The organism is Synechococcus sp. 1G10 (assembly GCF_002252625.1).
GTDB lineage: Bacteria > Cyanobacteriota > Cyanobacteriia > PCC-6307 > Cyanobiaceae > Regnicoccus_A.
On sequence record NZ_NQKW01000011.1, the window covers coordinates 68,649 to 85,511 of the forward strand.

At 60.2% G+C, this 16,863-nt stretch carries 11 protein-coding genes and 1 pseudogene; 5 read left to right on the forward strand and 7 right to left on the reverse strand.

Features of this window, described 5'->3' with window-relative positions:
* The first annotated feature begins 43 nt into the window (after positions 1–43).
* Both CJZ82_RS11130 and CJZ82_RS11135 read left to right on the forward strand, forming a co-directional pair.
* Positions 44–427, forward strand: coding sequence for a YidH family protein (locus CJZ82_RS11130; RefSeq protein WP_094555844.1), 384 nt, complete (start codon positions 44–46; stop codon positions 425–427).
* The gene (locus CJZ82_RS11135) at positions 427–2,073 is read left to right on the forward strand and encodes a SulP family inorganic anion transporter (RefSeq protein ID WP_094555845.1); all 1,647 of its coding nucleotides are present in this window, start codon (positions 427–429) and stop codon (positions 2,071–2,073) included. The genes CJZ82_RS11130 and CJZ82_RS11135 overlap by 1 nt, the downstream gene beginning before the upstream one ends.
* A gap of 44 nt (positions 2,074–2,117) precedes the next feature.
* Here the strand turns inward: CJZ82_RS11135 and CJZ82_RS11140 are convergent, their stop codons facing one another.
* The 4 genes from CJZ82_RS11140 to hisB form a co-directional block, all read right to left on the reverse strand.
* Positions 2,118–3,230 carry a TIGR00341 family protein gene (locus CJZ82_RS11140; protein ID WP_094555846.1) on the reverse strand — a complete coding sequence of 371 codons (1,113 nt, stop codon included), beginning with the start codon at positions 3,228–3,230 and terminating at the stop codon, positions 2,118–2,120.
* Between the two features lie 54 nt (positions 3,231–3,284).
* The gene (locus CJZ82_RS11145) at positions 3,285–3,773 is read right to left on the reverse strand and encodes a DUF1499 domain-containing protein (RefSeq protein WP_094555847.1); all 489 of its coding nucleotides are present in this window, start codon (positions 3,771–3,773) and stop codon (positions 3,285–3,287) included.
* Positions 3,773–5,329, reverse strand: a complete 1,557-nt coding sequence (locus tag CJZ82_RS11150; RefSeq protein ID WP_094555848.1) for a carotenoid oxygenase family protein — start codon at positions 5,327–5,329, stop codon at positions 3,773–3,775. Before CJZ82_RS11150 ends, CJZ82_RS11145 begins: the two co-directional genes overlap by 1 nt.
* A gap of 61 nt (positions 5,330–5,390) precedes the next feature.
* Complete coding sequence (hisB, locus tag CJZ82_RS11155) at positions 5,391–6,038, reverse strand: imidazoleglycerol-phosphate dehydratase HisB (RefSeq protein ID WP_094555849.1); 648 nt, start codon at positions 6,036–6,038, stop codon at positions 5,391–5,393.
* A gap of 86 nt (positions 6,039–6,124) precedes the next feature.
* On the opposite strand from hisB, the gene CJZ82_RS11160 reads away from it, so the two are divergent.
* Entirely contained in the window at positions 6,125–6,745 is a 621-nt protein-coding gene (locus tag CJZ82_RS11160) for a carbonic anhydrase (RefSeq protein WP_094555850.1), read from the forward strand.
* 13 nt (positions 6,746–6,758) lie between these two features.
* Here the strand turns inward: CJZ82_RS11160 and CJZ82_RS11165 are convergent.
* The 3 genes and pseudogenes from CJZ82_RS11165 to CJZ82_RS11175 all read right to left on the reverse strand — a co-directional run.
* Positions 6,759–6,866: pseudogene (locus tag CJZ82_RS11165) on the reverse strand (NADH-specific enoyl-ACP reductase); the annotation flags it as partial.
* Between the two features lie 1,086 nt (positions 6,867–7,952).
* Positions 7,953–11,681 (reverse strand): NACHT and WD repeat domain-containing protein, encoded by a 3,729-nt coding sequence (locus tag CJZ82_RS11170; RefSeq protein ID WP_094555851.1) that lies wholly within the window; start codon positions 11,679–11,681, stop codon positions 7,953–7,955.
* Positions 11,678–13,225, reverse strand: a complete 1,548-nt coding sequence (locus CJZ82_RS11175) for a TIR domain-containing protein (RefSeq protein ID WP_143593641.1) — start codon at positions 13,223–13,225, stop codon at positions 11,678–11,680. Before CJZ82_RS11175 ends, CJZ82_RS11170 begins: the two co-directional genes overlap by 4 nt.
* Before the next feature lie 229 nt (positions 13,226–13,454).
* On the opposite strand from CJZ82_RS11175, the gene CJZ82_RS11180 reads away from it, so the two are divergent.
* Positions 13,455–15,026: an IS5 family transposase gene (locus tag CJZ82_RS11180; RefSeq protein WP_094555853.1), complete on the forward strand. Its 1,572-nt coding sequence runs from the start codon at positions 13,455–13,457 to the stop codon at positions 15,024–15,026.
* A 388-nt stretch (positions 15,027–15,414) separates the two neighbouring features.
* Complete coding sequence (locus CJZ82_RS11185; protein ID WP_094555854.1) at positions 15,415–16,197, forward strand: glycosyltransferase; 783 nt, start codon at positions 15,415–15,417, stop codon at positions 16,195–16,197.
* Positions 16,198–16,863: the final 666 nt, after the last annotated feature.

A 16,863-nucleotide genomic window follows, 5' to 3' on the forward strand; every position in this document is an offset into this window, starting at 1 on the left:
AGGCCGAAATCCTGAGCATCCAGCCCTTGCTTTCGGCAACTCCATGAACCTCACCAACGAACTGGCCAAGGAGCGCAACCGGGAGGCGGCCGAGCGCACCCTGATGGCCTGGATCCGCACCTGCCTGTCGCTGATCAGCTTCGGCTTCGGTCTCGACAAGATCATCGGGGCGATCCAGGCCAGCCGCCTGGAGGGCAGTGCCCATACGCAGCTCAGCGTGCGGTTGGTCTCCATCGGATTCGTGCTCACAGGGATTCTGGCGATGGCAGCCGCCACCCGCCAACACCGCAAGGTGCTGCGGCGGTTGAAGCAGGAGAATTTCGTTTACATCGACGAGGCCTCGGTCTCGATGGCGACGGCTCTGGCCCTCACCCTGATCGGCCTGGTTGCCCTGGTGCTGCTGATCGCCGGTGGAATGAGCAACTGATGAGCGGCTTCCGGCAGGGGCTGGGGCAGGCGGATCTCGCAGCCGGCCTGACCGCTGCGGCAGTGGTGCTGCCCAAGGCGATGGCCTACGCCACCATCGCCGGTCTGCCGGTGCAGGTGGGTCTTTATACGGCTCTGGTGCCGATGGCGGTGTACGCCCTGCTGGGCAGCTCCAGACCCCTGAGCGTCAGCACCACCACCACCCTGGCAATCCTGGTGGGCAGTGAGCTGAATCGGCTGACGCCTGCCGCTGAACCCAGCGCCTTGATGGCGGCGAGCGCCACCCTGGCCCTGCTGGTGGGAGCGATGCTCTGCGGCGCGGCCCTGCTGCGGCTCGGCTTCATCGCCAACTTCATCTCCGAATCGGTGCTGGTGGGTTTCAAATCCGGCATCGGGCTGGTGATCGTGGTGGATCAGCTGCCCAAGCTGCTGGGGCTGCATGTGGAGAAGGCCGGCTTCTTCCGCAACCTGGCCGCCCTGCTCGGTGACATCCCCCAGACCTCGATCGCCACGCTGCTGCTCTCGGGCGTCCTGTTAGCCATTCTGTTCAGCCTGAGGCGCCGGTGGCCGTCGGTGCCGGCGCCATTGGTGGTGGTGGCGATCGCGATCATCAGCTGCGCCGTGCTAGGGCTCAATCGTTTCGGGGTGGAGCTGGTGGGCGCCGTGCCAAGGGGCCTTCCCGCCCTCAGCTGGCCCAGGCTTGATCTGCTGGGCGGGCTCTGGCCAGGCGCGGCAGGCATAGCCATGATGAGTTTCACGGAAAGCATTGCGGCAGCTCGGGCCTTTCGCGCCAGTGATGAACCCTCTCCTGTGCCCGACCGTGAGTTGCTGGCCCTGGGACTGGCCAACATCGGCGGCGGCTTCTTCGGAGCGATGGCGGCAGGGGGCGGCACCACCCAGACGGCGGTGAACCGCCAGGCCGGCGCCCGCAGCCAGATGGCCGAGCTGGTCACGGCTGGGGCCGCGCTGCTCACGCTGCTGCTGCTGGCCCCCTGGCTCGCGCTGATGCCCCTGGCGGCCCTGGCCGTGGTGGTGATCGTCTACTCCTTCGAGTTGATCGCCCCGGGCGAGTTCCTGGCGATCCGCCGCGTGCGCCACGCCGAATTCCACTGGGCCGTGGTGGCCTTCCTCGGGGTGGTGGTCCTCGGCACCCTCAAGGGAATCCTGGTGGCCGTGATCCTGTCATTGCTGGCGCTGGTGCAGCAGGAGGTGAACCCGCCGGTCTATGCCATTGGCCGCAAGAGCGGCACCGATGTGTTCCGCCCGCTCTCGCCGCGCCATCCCCGCGATGAGACCTGGCCGGGGCTGCTGCTGCTCCGTGCCGAGGGCCGCCTGTTCTTCGCCAACGCCCATGGGGTGCTCCACCGGATGCGCGCGGAGATCAACCAGCACCAGCCAAGGGTGGTGGTGCTGGATGGCAGCGCCGTGATCGACATCGAATACTCCGCCCTCAAAACGCTCACCGAAGCGGAGCGGCGCCTGGATAGGGAGGGCATCTCCCTCTGGCTGGCGGGGTTGAACCCCACGGTGCTGGAGGTGATCCGCCGATCGGAGCTGGGTCAACGTCTGGGCAAGGAGCGGATGCACCGCAACATCGAGCGGGCGGTGGAGCACTACCTCGCTGCGGGGTTGGAGCAGAACGGCTGAGCACATGATCCACAGCACCAGGACGGCAGTGTGTAGGGCGGCCCTTAAGTCTCCTCAGCTTCCTCCTGCGGCAAAGGCGGCAATGGCGGCAATGGCGAGGGTGGGAGCACCTCCAGCTCGGGGGGGTTGGGCGCGGTGTCAGGGCCGATCAGGTCGACGGCGGTGCGTTGCACCACCAACCGGAAGCGCAGGGGCGCCTGCTGCTGATTGATGAACGCCTGCACGGCGGCCACCTGCTTGGGAGTGGGCAGTTCCGGATCGGTCACCCGTACGCGGGCCCGGATCAGCGGTGGGTTCTTCTGCCAGTCAATGGAGATCCCCACCAGATCGATGGCAGGATCTCCGCCGAGGGTGATCGTGCTGCTGCGCAACCGCTGCTCGATCACGGCCTCCAGCTGCTGGGCCTTCGTTTCCAGCCGGGCGCGGTTCAGCAGGCGAAAGAAGCTGCTGCCCAGGGGAATCACCAGCAGGGCGGTGAGGGCGATGCTGGTGAGACCGAGCCGGCTGTGGAACAGGCGGCGCCGGTACACCCGCTCGAGCGTCCCCAGCGACGCCATCGCCCCCACCATGATTCCCAGCAGGTTGGTGGCGAACAACAACAGCGCCCCATAGGCCTGGGCCCAGTCGGAGGAGGCCAGCAGGATCCCCACCACGCACATGGGCGGCACCAGGGCCACGGCGATCGCCAGACCAGCCAGGGCTGATATGGCGTCTTTTCTCAACTTGGCGTACATCGCCACCGCACCGGCCACCAGGGCCACGCCCAGATCCAGCAGGTTGGGGCTGGTGCGTGCCATCACCTCGCTACCGAAGCTCGGTAGGGCCACCAGGTAGCCCACCGCCATCGCCAGCAGCACGCAGATCACCACCCCCAGCATCAGGGTGCGCAGGGCCCTCAGGAACATCGGCAGCCGGCCCCGCAGGATCTCGAACGCCATGGCCTGCAGCGGCAGGATCCAGGGGGCCACCACCATGGCGCCGATCACCACCCCTGGGCTGTTGGCCAGCAGGCCCAGGGTGGCGATCAGGGTGGCTCCCACAGTGAGCACCACAAACACCTGGCTGAAGCTGGCCTCGTGCTCGAACTCCTGGCGGAGGGCATCGAGCCGTTCGTCGTTGGGCCGGCTGTCCTCGGGCCCGGCGGTGGGGCTGGTCATCGCAGGGCCTGGTGTGGGTGGCCACGCCAATGGTGCCACCGGCGGGGCTGAGGCTCAGGCAGGGCCCAGGGTCAGGCGGAGCGCATCGAGCCGGCGGGCATTCACACCCAGGTCGGAATCTCCCAGGCGGGATTCCGAGCGCGCCTGAAGGCTGGTGCCGGATCCATCCAGCGCCAGTTCCAGATCGTCGACAAAACCGAACAGCCGGCTTTCGGCGGTGGCATGCAGATAGCTGAGCCGGGGGGAATCAACCCTGGTTTCGATCCGCACCCCTGGCGTGGCCTCAAGCTCCAGCGCCAACTGCTGGAGAGCCGCTTCGGGGTTGGCCAAGGGCCAGTCCTGGCGAGCGCAGTGGGCTGGGCTGGGGCAGTCCCTGAGCCGCCCGTCGTGCAGACCGAGATCCGCAGGCTGCGTGCCGGAAAAATGCAGCAGGGAGGCCTGGGCAGCACCGGGGTGGCCCAGCAGCAACAGCCAGGTCAGCAGCTGGGCGCCCAGCAGGGCCAGAAGCCTCAGGGGGCGAAAGGTAAAGGTGGGAGTTCTCATCAGGCGGCGGCCCAGCTGCCGTGCAGGCCATGGGGCAGGGCCAGCGGCATGGGCAGCACTGCCTGCTCCGAGAGGTCGGCGGCGTTGAGGATCACCAGATCGCTGGCGCAACGCGCCCCGTTCCAGACCACGCAGAGGATCCAGCCGTCGTCTTCGGAGGGCTCAACGCTGGGGGAATCCGCCGTGGCGGCCTCCGGTAGCGGGCGCGGCACCATCACCGGTTCGCTCACGAAGCCCCGGGGGGCGGCACTCCAGGTCCGGCGCTCGCCGGTGCTGAGATCGAGCTTCTCGATGGCCTGCAGGGGGGCATTGCCCCGCTCCTGCTCGGTGACGGCCATCCAGGCGTAGCGGGCCTCAAGACCCACCCGCCGGGGGTTGACCATGGCGAACTCGCAGCAGCGCTCCTCCAGCAGTTCCGTGCTCACCTCACCGCTGGCCAGATCGATGCGGCATCGCTTGAGCTGGCCGATCGGCAGGGTGTCGAAATCGACGGCGCGGAAATCAACGCCAGGACCGATCGAAGGGAAGTCGTCGTAGAAGATCGAATCCACCACCACCTGGCCGGCCGCACCGGCGGTGGGATCCTCGAAGGCATTGAGGTGGTGGAACACGAAGCCTTCAGGAGCGCTGATCTGCAGCGGCTCGCCCTCGCCGGAGCGGGGGATCAACCAGAACTGCCCGCTCTCCCCTGGCTTGGAGCCCAGGCACTGGGCGGCACCCTTCCAGCCGAGCACGAAGCCCAGCGGGTTGAAGCTCATGGCGTTCTGCAGAAACACCGCCCAGTTCGGGGTGATGGCGAAATCGTGCAGGAAGGCGAAGCCGTTGAAGCTGCGTTTCTGATCGGCCACAAGCTGCCCCGCCCCATCACCGGAGCTCGCGTCGAACTCCATCAGGCGGATGGTGCTGCGGGGGCCTGCCTTGACCCCGAAGGTGACCATGCGCTCCTGGCCGTGGTGGCCGGGATCGAAGCGGGGGTGGGCGCTGAAGGCCTCACCGCCCGCGAGCACACCATCGAGGAGATCGACACCCTCGGTTTCAAGGCTGACGGGGTCGAGGGAATGGGGAGAGCTGGCCTCCCACAGGGCCAGCAGCTTCTCGCCGAGACGCACCACGTGGGTGTTGGCGATGTTCTTGAGCCGGAGGTCGAAGGCGTTGGCCAGCGGTCCGCCGGGCTTCTGGCTGCCGAAGACACCGCGATAAAGCACCTTGCCGGCCTTCTCCTCCGCCAGCCAGCCCTCGGTGCGCACGAAACGGTTGCTGAGGCAGGCCGCGCCGCTTTCGAAGCGCACAGCGGTGATCATGCCGTCGCCATCGAAGGGATGGTGCACCCACTGCCCACCGCGCTCCAGCCGCCCAGGCCCGTTGCGGTAGAGGCTGCCGCTGAGCTCGGAGGGGATGGTGCCGCTGGCGGCTGCCAGCGGGACGGCCGTGAGCTCCGTGCCCACGTTGCGGAAGGCACTGGCCCAGTCGGCGCGGTCATAACCAGGGGCCGCGGCCGCCGTGGAGGAGGTGGCTTCGGTGTTGCCGGGCTCGGGTCGACTGGGGGCGATGGTCATCGCTCACTGGCGCGGTTGTACATCCATCATCACGTAACGGAGTGTGACAACGCGATTTCCCTCAGCCAGGGGCACCCGCCTGCTCCAGCACACCCTTGCTGCTGGGCACCTCGCCGGCGCGGCGTGGATCGATCTCCATCGCCTGGCGCAGGGCCCGGGCAAAGGCCTTGAAGCAGGCCTCCACGATGTGGTGGGAATTGAGGCCGTCGAGCTGGCGGATGTGGAGCGTGAGTCCGGAGTTGTTCACTACCGCCACGAAGAACTCCCGCACCAGCTCAGTGTCGTAGGTGCCGATGCGCTGGCCCGGGATCACCAGGCCGTAGCTGAGGTGGGGGCGGCCGGAGCAATCCAGCACCACCTGCACCAGCGCCTCATCCAGGGGCGCTGTGAAGTGCCCGAAGCGCTGGATGCCCTTGCGGCTGCCCAGGGCCTGGGCCAGGGCCTGTCCCACGGCAATGCCCACGTCCTCGTTGGTGTGGTGATCATCGATATGGGTATCCCCCTCGGCGCTGATCTCCAGATCCAGCAGGCCGTGGCTGGCAAGCTGGTGGAGCATGTGATCGAGGAAGGGCACACCGGTGCTCACCCGACAACGGCCGCGGCCATCGAGGTCCAGCCGCACGCGCACGTCGGTTTCACCGGTGACACGGTGGATACGTCCGCTGCGGCCGCCCGGGCTACCGGGATCGAGATCCGGAATGAAGGACACGGGGCAATTGGGCGGGAGTGTGCCAATCATGCCGAAGCCAAACGCCTGACCAGGTCCACAATCGCCAGGATCGATCCGGCTGCTGCGTGAACAACTGTCCCCAGACGGTGCTCGCCGAACTGCGAGCGGGCCATCAGCGCTTCCTTGACGGTGAATCGCTCCATCCCCACAGCAGCCGCGAGCGCATGCTTGAGGTGGAATCGGGCCAGCATCCGACAGCGGCGGTGCTGGGCTGCGCCGATTCCCGGGTGCCGGTGGAGCTGCTGTTCGACACGGGCTTCGGCGACCTGTTCGTGGTACGCAACGCCGGCACCCTCTCCACCACCGCCGCGATCGCCTCACTGGAGTACGCCGTGGCCCATCTGGGTGTGCCCGTGATCGTGGTGCTCGGCCATGAACGCTGTGGCGCGGTGGAGGCGGCCCTGAACCCGGCGCTGACTCTCACCCCGAGCCTGGCCCAGGTGGTGGGGCAGTTGCGCATGGAGCTGATCAACCTCGGCGGCCACCACGACCTGGATCAGGCCGCCCGCCACCACACCCTCAACGCGGCCCGCAACCTGGTCGACTCCAGCGTGCTGCTCACCGACCTGATGCGCAGCGGCCGCCTGCAGGTGGAGGCCGCCTTCTACAACCTGCACACCACCACGATCGACTGGATGGGATCGGTGATGCCGATGCGCTCGGAGGACCTGATGCGTTCACCGTGAGGCGCAGCAGCGCTCACATCCCCGTGATGCAGTAACCGGCATCCACATAGATCACCTGGCCGGTGATGCCGGAGGCCAGGTGGATGTCAGGGAAGGCGGCGGTGGCTCCCACCTGGTCCTGTTTCTTGGGGTAGTTCTTCCCTGCGCGGAGTTCTCAAATATGGGGGAAGGCTATGCCCATACAAGGCGTTGATAATATTTGCACGATTATTTGCCGTAAGTCATCTATGCTTAGCCTTCTGAAACCGGGCCCGCCTGGGGAACCTATCGCTTGCAACCTCTGGATGAGTCGTCTCTTGTGCATTGTCGGGGAGGTCTATTTGCAGGGTTCTCGGGGCCTTCCTGTTCATCCTTTACTGGGGGTTTACCCGAACTCCCTTGGGCGCCGCTCTGTTTTTTCGCCTCGGCGCTAAGGATCTGAAGGTTCGGCCTTGAGCGGACATCTTGTGTGTGCTGCACCCACAAAACGCCTGAAGAAGCAGGTCCAGACGAGTTTGCCGCCGAAATCAGCTGGAAGGAAACCAGAAGCACCGGAAGAAACATTGCCAACGCCAGCCAGGAAACCTACGCTAGCAAAAGAAGTTTCAAGCTACTGACATCTCCGCATCAGAAAAGTGGGTCTGCAAGCATGACAAGTGGAGCACCCCTTAAAAAGTTGGACTTGCCAAGCCCCTCCTGGCCACTACAAACCAGCTCCCGAAAGGCACCTAATACAGTGCTCCATGAATATCAATACTCTATGTGTAGCGTCTGAGTGCCCCCAGCGTGAGCAAAACCCCGGACCAGGGCTGCCCTCAGAGGGATTCCTAGCTGAAGTCAAAGCAGCAAACGAAAGGGCTACCGTTGTGTCGTGGCAAGACTCATCGACATCCCACTCCCAGGACGCATACACGCACCAAGTCAGCAGATGAGTGCAACTGTGCGTAGTTCACAGATTGCAACACAAGCCCCCCCCCACTCCCGCAACGTCCTTAAAATGAGCGAGGTTTTTCTTGTTCCGCGCGATGCCCACCACCTTGCTGGCACGGGGACTGACTTTGGCTCTGCTGCTCTTGATCGCCCCCTTCCCGTCGAGCGCACAAGAACGCTGCTTCCGGGATCAGAATGGACAACTTAAGTGTTGCAACCAGAATGGCTGTTATTACCCAAGTCAGCGCTGATCCAAGCGCCGCCAATCCCCAATTATAGACGGTCCGGACTTTTTACTTCACAGGCTTTCGCACGCTCTTTCGGCCTTCTCTTCATACGGCTTAAGGCTGCGCTCTTTCTTGCTAAAGTACAACTTTTTCTTAATGGCATTGCAGCCTAGAGCGATGGCCTCCTTTTGGCCTGGGTAGGTCTTGTAGTTACCCTGGAAATCGGCAATAACGAGCTCTTGAGTTTCAGGCAGATCCACAACATTGGCAATCAAGTTTGAGCCCTTCAAGTAAATAGTCTCAAGCTCCACTTTATTGGCAGAATTTTTTCCCCATTTCCAGAGGGTAAGGCCACCACTGCCCGTGGAGCTGAGCATCGTGCCATCGTTAAGCTCGGTCATAGAAAAGATCTCTGGCTCTGAGCCACCTGGAATGATGGAAGGGGATTGGCACCACTTCTGGTCAGGATGATGCCAGCGAACGATCGTGCCGGACTTGCTGCCACTCACCAAGTCCCCTTTTTCGAGAGTCACCAGGCTTAAGATCGACGAACCAAGTACCTCTGGTGAGAAATCCTTGTTGGCCTCAGGCGGCCCGCAGAGCCTACCTTGCGCGACCCACCTGCCCTCACCTTTGAAGCGGATGCGACGCATCCGGCCTTCCTGCATTCCCAGCACTAAGTCGCCATTGCGAAGCTGTGTCATGCTCCAGATGGGATTCGGACAGGGCTTGGATGTACAACTGGCCTCCGCGGCCGTCTCTTGGTAGGCGTAACCCTTCCTGACCCAGTCTTTGCCGTTGAATCTCCACCGCTGTAGGGATCCAGAGTAGTCTCCTGTCGCCAGGTCTCCGTTGTTCAGACGAAGGAGGCTCAAGATGGTGGAGCTTCCTGCGCCCAGTAGAAACGTTCTTTTGGGTCTCCCCTGCTTGTTGCCAGCGTCAACAGTCTCGAGCTCCTTATCTTTTCCGGTAGGACTCATGCTCCTCAGCCGATAGATCTCGCCACCATCATTCAGAGATGCCATAACAACCTCATAGCCTATTGCTGTCGGATCGGAAAGCTGATTGGCACTCGAGCTCCTTGCCCATTGCCATCGTTTCAGGGTTCCATTGGAGCCACCACTGATCAGGGTTGAATTCACTGCAAGAAGCGTCTGAACCTTTGCCTGATCAGCCGGAAATGGCAGATGCAAAGCAGACAAACCATCTTTCCTGACCAGCCAGCGGCGGAGGGTGCCATCTGCGGAACCCGAGATCAACTCAAGGTTTTCGAGTTGAGCCAGACTTAAAATCTGCCTTGATTGAGCTTCGGTTCTTGGGCCAATCCGCCTGAGCCCGGAACTCCACAGCTGCAAGCTGCCATCGTACCCACCACTCACAATCAACCTATTTTCAAGTTGGAGCAAGCTGTCTATCGTATCTTTATAATCTTTCCCGAGCTCAACATCCTCGATCTTCGCAAGAAGGTCAGCAGACCATAACTGAAGCCTGTTTCCATCTTCCCCTTTGACGCTGACAAGAATATCCCCACGGGGTTGCAGAACGGCAAGGCCTCTGATATCTCCACTAGTTGACACGGAACGGATGCTTGAAAGGTCCTGCCTCCAGAGAGCAAGGTTGCCCTCAAGGTCTGCGATCACCAGATCTCCGTAACTGGGAATTTGTTTGATATACTTAATGCCACCTAACCGGGGCGACTTGTCTGCGAGCTTCCTGGTTAGATCAGAGTTCCAGAGTTGCACGCGGACAGCATCTTTCTTGTCAGTGGCAGGTTTTCCAACGTCTTTCGCCAGCACACCGGCAACAATAATGTTGTCATTGGCCAGCCTGAGAAATACGGGATCGCCCAGATTTGCATCAACCAAGCGAGGGCGGACTCTAAGATTCTGTTGCTGCCAAATCCTGAAAGAGCCCTTCTCCCCTGCACTGACCAGCTGGTTGTCCTTAACATTCGCCAGGCTCCAGATCGACAATGGGCTTTTGGACGTTTCACCATCGCTGAGGGAAAGCTCGCCATAGAGCTCGATGGCGTTGATCAAATTAACGATCAACTTGACTGATTCCGACGGGTTCGTCCCTAGGGGGCTGTTCAAGGCTGCAAGTGCAAACTTTATACTCGATTCGGGATCCACCTGGTGCTCTTTCATCAAACCCGCCGCTACCGCCGACCACGTGCGAGCGACCTGTCTGTTTGCCTGGTCATATTGAAACCACATGAACACTGCGAAAGCCACCGCACTAATGGCGTACAGACGGTTGCGGATCAGTTGATTGCGCTCCCTCTTACGGCGTTGGGCCCGTTCACGTTGTTCGAATTCCTGTTCTTCCGCTCGAGCCTCGGCGCTTCGGTCCAGGAAAATCTTGGCAACCTGGAAACCGGGGTGATACCGCGAGGCCCACGCTTCGTTTGGCTGACTGCTTTGCCACCAGTTCAGGGCGATCTGGAGTGCAGGATCCCTCAGCAGGCTTTCGCTGCCCTCGCGGTGCCGAACGGCCGCCTCAGCAAGCCGCCGATAGTTGTCTGCCCAGCGGGCTTCCTCATCACCCCAGGAGCTGAGCCGCCGCCACACCCGCATCAGGCTCTCATGTGAAATATCGATCACGCTCTCATTATCGATTGGTGTGCCAGCGGGGGGCATCAGGAAGGAACGACTGGGCTCGCGGAACACCTCAATCACCTTCAGCAACTGCGGCCCAGAGGCATTCGTAATCCCACGCAGGGTGATCCATTTCGTGGGCCGTCTGATTCCCCTCCCGTCACTGGCCTTGTCAGTGAGAGCCTGAAAGGTTCTGCGGCAGAGTTTTTGCAGAGAAGAGTGGTCCCCAACTGGACCTGGCTCTGCAAGTTCGGCGAAGGCCTCCTCGGCGTGGCGATCCAGCGCTTCGGCCATGGTGCCGATGGCCTCGTAATGGGGTAGATCAAGCGGGCCTACTCCACCCAGCTGCTGCCAGCGGGCCCATGTCCGGTTGAGCGCATGCTGCAGGATTGAGAGTTGGTCCGGGTTGTCACCCACATCGTTGACGAGGCGCGTTACCAGAACCGGAGAAATCGTGGCTTCACGCATCAGGATCGGGTTGGTGATGGCGTCACGGCGCTCGTCTCGCGTCAGACGCGGCACCAGATAAAGCGAGGTGTTGATAGCCTCCGCCAACTCGTGAAACTGGGTGCAGTCGCCCAGAAAGTCGGAGCGCATCGTGAGAACAATGTGGATCCGTTGCTCCGGCTGCTCCAGCACCGCCAGCAGCAGGCTCACGAAAGCGGTGACTTCCTCACTGAACTTCACAAGCGCTGTTGGATCAGAGCTGGCGAGCTGGCGGAATCGGAAGAGCTCCTCGAACTGGTCCACCACCACCAGCAGGTTGAATGGGTCCTTCCGAGAAGCCTGCTCCACGATGTCAAGCAGGCCCACCGTGCTCATCCGCAGCGTTGTATCAACGATGTCGACCAGTGGCAGGCCTTGCGCCTCGAAGTTGGAGAAGAGCACCCCATCTTTTGCCATAGCATCGGCCATTGCCTTGATCGGCTGATCACCTGGGCGAAACTTCACGATGCGCCAGTTGGTTCCGGCGCTGGCCATCAGCCCCTGATGCAAGGCAGGCAGCAGTCCACAATTCACCAGAGATGATTTGCCGCTGCCTGAGGTTCCAACCACGGCCAGAAAGTGTCGTTTCGCGAGGATGTCGACCATGCTGTCAACCTGATGTTCTCGGCCGAAGAACAGATCCGCATCCTTCTCATCGAAGGGCCTGAGGCCGGGGAACGGGTTGCCTGGGGTAGATGAGCTGTTTCCGCCACTCATGGCTCTCTCCCTACAGCCGCCATGGCCTGAACGAAGACGTTGAGCTGGTTCTCATCGAAACCCGGGCGCCCATCAACCAGATTGGGTACATCGCCCGTGTCAACCAGATCTTGTTTAAAAGGGTTATCCGGATCAGCAAGATAGGTATACCAAGGGATAGGCGGCAAGTCCTTACGGTACGTACTGATCTTACGGAGATCGGAAGTAACGGCATCATACCAAAGCTGGCCGCCAACACCATAAAAGAGCAGCAGGCCGGCACAGCGGCGAATACGTTCGATCTTGGCTTCTCGCAATACCTGGGCGCCACCTTCAAGCGGAGGCAATTCCACCTCAACCCCCTGCCGCTTGAACCACTTCCGCAGGGGAATAGTACCTTTCAAATCCTCCGCTGTGCATAGCAGATACACCACTCGTGCTGTCGGCTCCCGGTGCTCAGGCTCAGGCTCGGGCGGAGCCTTGAGGGCTTTCTCCTTGGCTTTGATCAGTCGATGCACCTCAGTTTTGAGTTGCTCGAAATCACCAGTTAGCAAGTCGGCACCCACCTGGGCGGTGGCATCATGTTCAAGCTGATGGATGAAAATCTGCTGGCGCTCATCCTGAGGCTGCCTGTCAGCCGGCAACCAGATCACCCGCTGCAAGCTACTCCTTGTACTGAGTTCAGCAGCGATCTCGTTCTGGAGGACAACGACCGACTTCAGGCTCGGTCCATCGGGAACCGTGCCATACGAGTTGCCCACCAAATGGATGGACATGTCGCAACTCTCAAGCATGTCAAGCACAGTCTGCCTGTATTCGGCTTCGGAATCAATAGGCAGTAGACGATCCGGGAGAACTGTGTATCCACTCTGCAGGAGATCGGCCTGGAGTTGTTCCCTCAGCTGGCGACAGTCGGAGCTGCAATTGGCAAGAAATATCTTGATCGGGGCAACCTGATCAGTGACGGGTTTTAGACCCAGCTCAGGAGGTGCTGAGGACTCAGAACCTGGCTTTGCCTCGATCACCTTGATCAGTCGAGAGGCATCTGCAGCAACCCGCCCGACAGCAAGGAGAAACGACTCCTTAAACTCATCACCAAAAGCTGGGTCCAGTATCGATTCACTGCCATCCTCGCCCTTCTGATAGAAGGGATAATTCAAAACATCCCGTAGCGGATTTGGGATGGCGTCAAGGGAGTCGGGTGGCAACTTAACGACCTTAAGAACCCTGCTTTTCCCGTCAACCTGCAATCCGCCGGTCTTCTCCGCTTGATCACAGAATTCCCTAAGTTCCTTTCCGCACCACTCAGAGTGAACGTAACTGGGACTCAGTATCGAGATCATCAGAGCCGAGTCGGCGAGGCCTTGTCGAATCTCAGGCGTCAAGACTGAGTTGCCCTGCAAGCTTTTCTTATCCCACCAGACAACCGAATTGTAGCCAAGTCGTACGGTTAAATACCCCTGCAGAGCCTCATTGAACTGGGTGACCCAACCCTTATCGCTGCCGATCGGTATATTGTCGTTATGGGCATAACTGATGAAGACGTGTTCTGCAAACCTCCCCATAGCACGCGCACCCAAAAGTTACCAGGAAAGCAGCCTAGGCATGCCAACCCTGATTGGCAACTTTCACCCCACCTGCCGTCACATCCCCGTGATGCAGTAACGGGCATCCACATAGGAACTCCTGAAAAAGCCAGATCCATTGTGCCGCAACTGGTCTCAGCGATGGATAGCCGGTAGACTGGCCAGTAATGCGGCAGTCGCGGATTGCTGCTACCGATCACAGCCGCACATGTACCGAAAGCAGCATATCGGTTTGCTTTCAATCGAAGATTTCCACGTGCCTTTTTGCGGCACACTCGACCCTGGCAACCGCTGGGTGTTGCTTGCAGAGCTCATCCCCTGGCAAGAAATGGAGGAGGCTTATGCTCCTCAGTTCAGTGTAAATCTGGGGGCTCCAGCCAAGCCCGTGCGTCTAGCGTTCGGATCGCTCTACATCAAGCAGCGTTTAGGTCTCACCGATGAAGAGACAGTTCTCCAGATCCAGGAGAACGCCTACATGCAGTTCTTCCTGGGATTTGCTGGATACTCCAGCAAAGTGCCCTTTGATCCATCAATGATGGTTCACTTTCGTAAGCGGTTCTCAGACCATGACCTGAGGCGCATCAATGAGGTCGTGGTTCAGCGAGGCATGGAGATGTTGGTTGAGGCTGCCGCATCTCAGTGTCATGACGATGAAGATTCAAATGGAGATGGCTCGGGCAGCGGCGATCAGCTCTCACTCGATGCTCTGATCAAACCCGCTGACTGGCCGGATGGGAAGAATTGGGGAACACTCAGCATTGACGCCTCCTGGGCGCCGGCTGACATCACCTATCCCACGGACCTGAAGCTCTTGAATGAAGCAAGGGTATCGACCGAGAAAGTAATTGACGATCTCTGCAAACAAAGTACTGGCTTTGGCGTGCATCGACCTCGCTATGACCGTGGCAAAGCGCGAGCTTGCTTCCTGAATGTTGCTAAGCAGAAAAGACCGAGATGGAGAAGACTCAAAGCGGCGATGAGGAAACAGCTCAGCTACCTGCAGCGCAGTCTAGAATCTATCGACGCCCTGATCGCAGCTGGAGCAAGCCTTTCAGCTCTCAAGGAGCATTGGTGGCAGAAGCTGCTGGCTTGTAGTGAGCTGTTCCGTCAGCAGACTATTCTCCTCCATAGCAAGACGAGGAGCATCCCTGATCGGCTTGTAAGCTTGGTCCAACGCTGGGTCCGTCCGATTGTGCGCGGCAAGGCAAGGGCGGCAGTCGAGTTTGGGGCCAAGATCAGCGTTTCGGTTCAGAATGGATTTCCCCTCCTGCACCGCATCAGCTGGAATGCCTATAACGAAGGTAATGACCTGATTGCGCAGGCTGAAAAGTACAAACAAGACTATGACTGCTATCCAGAACGCATCTGCGCGGATCGCATCTACATCAATGCCAAGAATAGACACTTTTGCGCGAGAGCTGGCATCCGGCTGTCGGGTAAACGACTGGGCAGGCCACCCAAGGATCCAGAAGTTAGTGCCGCCCACAGGCAACAGCTACTTGCCGATCAGCGCCGACGCAATGAGGTGGAAGGCGTTTTTGGCACAGGCAAGCGCAAATATTCCTTGAAATTGATCATGGCCAGACTGGCCGCTGGCGCTGAGGGTTCAATCTCAATGAGCTTCCTGGTGATGTGCGCGGAGAAGATCCTGAGGCTGCTGCGCCTTCTTTTTGTATTCCTTTTCGCTTGGCTGTGGGGTCTTTTTAAGCTCAATTCCATGGACGGCGGTGCCTGCAATGGTCCATGTCCCAAGTGGGATGATTTGCCGGTCACCGCATAGCCAGGCTTGTGGGCTCCCCTATTGCGCATGCACGCCCACTCGAGGACCGGTTTTGGCTGCCGCTCTTTTTCAGGAGTCCCTACTTTAGGGCGGGTTCGTGGCCCGGGAGGCATGGCCTCCTTCTACGGAGAGCACGACGAGAGCCAGTCGTCGCCTGGAAGCGTCCATCTGCCGCGGGGAGGCCCCCATGAGCCTGCCGAGGCGAACATGGGCCCGGTGTGGACGAACCCTCTGCCGTGACGTGGCGGTGATCCTCCAACTGCAGCACAGCCAGGCCGCAGCAGTTGGGCCTGGGCGCTCTGTTCTGACAATTATGTTCAGCAATGCAGTTTCCGACTCTTAAGAAGGCTCTGATCGACGCTAGAGTAGCTGTAGTCTACTCTCAAGAATGTCCATTAAGAATGTCCTGATTACCCGATTTTCGATACGTAGGCCGGGCTGGACTGACAAGGTTATTGGGAATTCGGAAGAAAGGCGGGCGTCCTGGTTCGCCTGGAGAAGCGTGTTGTTTAAGCGCACTCTGTACCGCTCGTTGCTTAGACAGACTTGCCAGGACTTTCGATTGTACGTCTTGATGGATGCCACGGATCAGTGGCTGTGGGAAAAGCATCTTGGCATTTCCGATCCTCGAGTCAAGCCTGTATTTGAGGCCGATCCTGGCTTCCGCCTTGCCAGCACTCGACTCGATCTTCGCGAGCATGACGGCTCCCCTTTGGTGATTTCCAGGCTTGACTCTGACGACCTGGTCTCGTCCAATTATCTTGATTGTGTCAACACGGCCACAATTCAGCTTGAGAAAAGGGGGCAGGCCGGGGGACTCGTTATTTCGTGCCTGGGTCATATCACTGATGGCGCATTTGCGCAGAAAGCGTACATCCCAAATTCCCCATTTATTAGCCTTTATTGTCACCAGTATAGCGGCGAAAATATTTACTCTTTTCCTCACCAGAATGTTTTGAAGCTCGGTGTGCCCTGCGTGCTTGATCGCCAGTCGCGCTGGATTCAGTTCCTGCACGGCAGTAATGTCGCCAACCAGTTTATTCTAAAGAACCTGGTGTCGCCCGACCAGTTCCCCGCCCGCATCTCCAGTTCACCGACTTCTTCTTTTGCTGCAGTCCTGGAGCCGGCTGAAACGGGATGGCCTCGTGGCTTCCCATTCCCGATTGCCTGAAGCAGGCCCGTTTGACGATGCCTCTCGCCCGTTGCGGAGGCCTTCGCTCCCGGTCTGGGCCGGGCTGCTGTGAAATGTAAGCCGGGGGTTGGCCTTGCTTGGAGTTCACCATCTGCCTTGATTGTCAGTCGGAATGGTCGAACCCGAACGGTGCTTGCCTTCTCCCGGGAATGGGTGGCACCCCTCGCCACTTTCGCGCATCCGGAATCGCCTTGAGGAAGCTGCTCAGATCAAGATTGGCTGCGGCAGAGGCGTCATCGGGCACAAGGAAGAGTCGATACCACCGACCAAACCCCATGCAGGCAACTTAGTCCAAAGCGCCTTGTCGAGCGACATCCGGAGATGTCGCCGGACCAGTTCTTGCCGTCGCATGACACGCCCGTGACAAACTGTGAAACACCCCTGCCGTCAACCCAGTGTCGACCTTGCTTTACAGCTCCATTCTCGCGAGGATAGCCTGGGTTTTCCAAAGTTTCCCTGACGGTGGCTGAGGCCCGAGACTTGTCCGATGACTGACGCATATGAACCAATAGTCATGGTGAACCCAAGTGGCTGCCGCATGGCTCTTCGTATGCGTTCAGGGGGCAGGACAGCTCGCAGCGAACATCGCTACGGCTGAACCCTTGACGTCGGCGTGATTCCCGATTGCATCTCAGGCAGAGACTG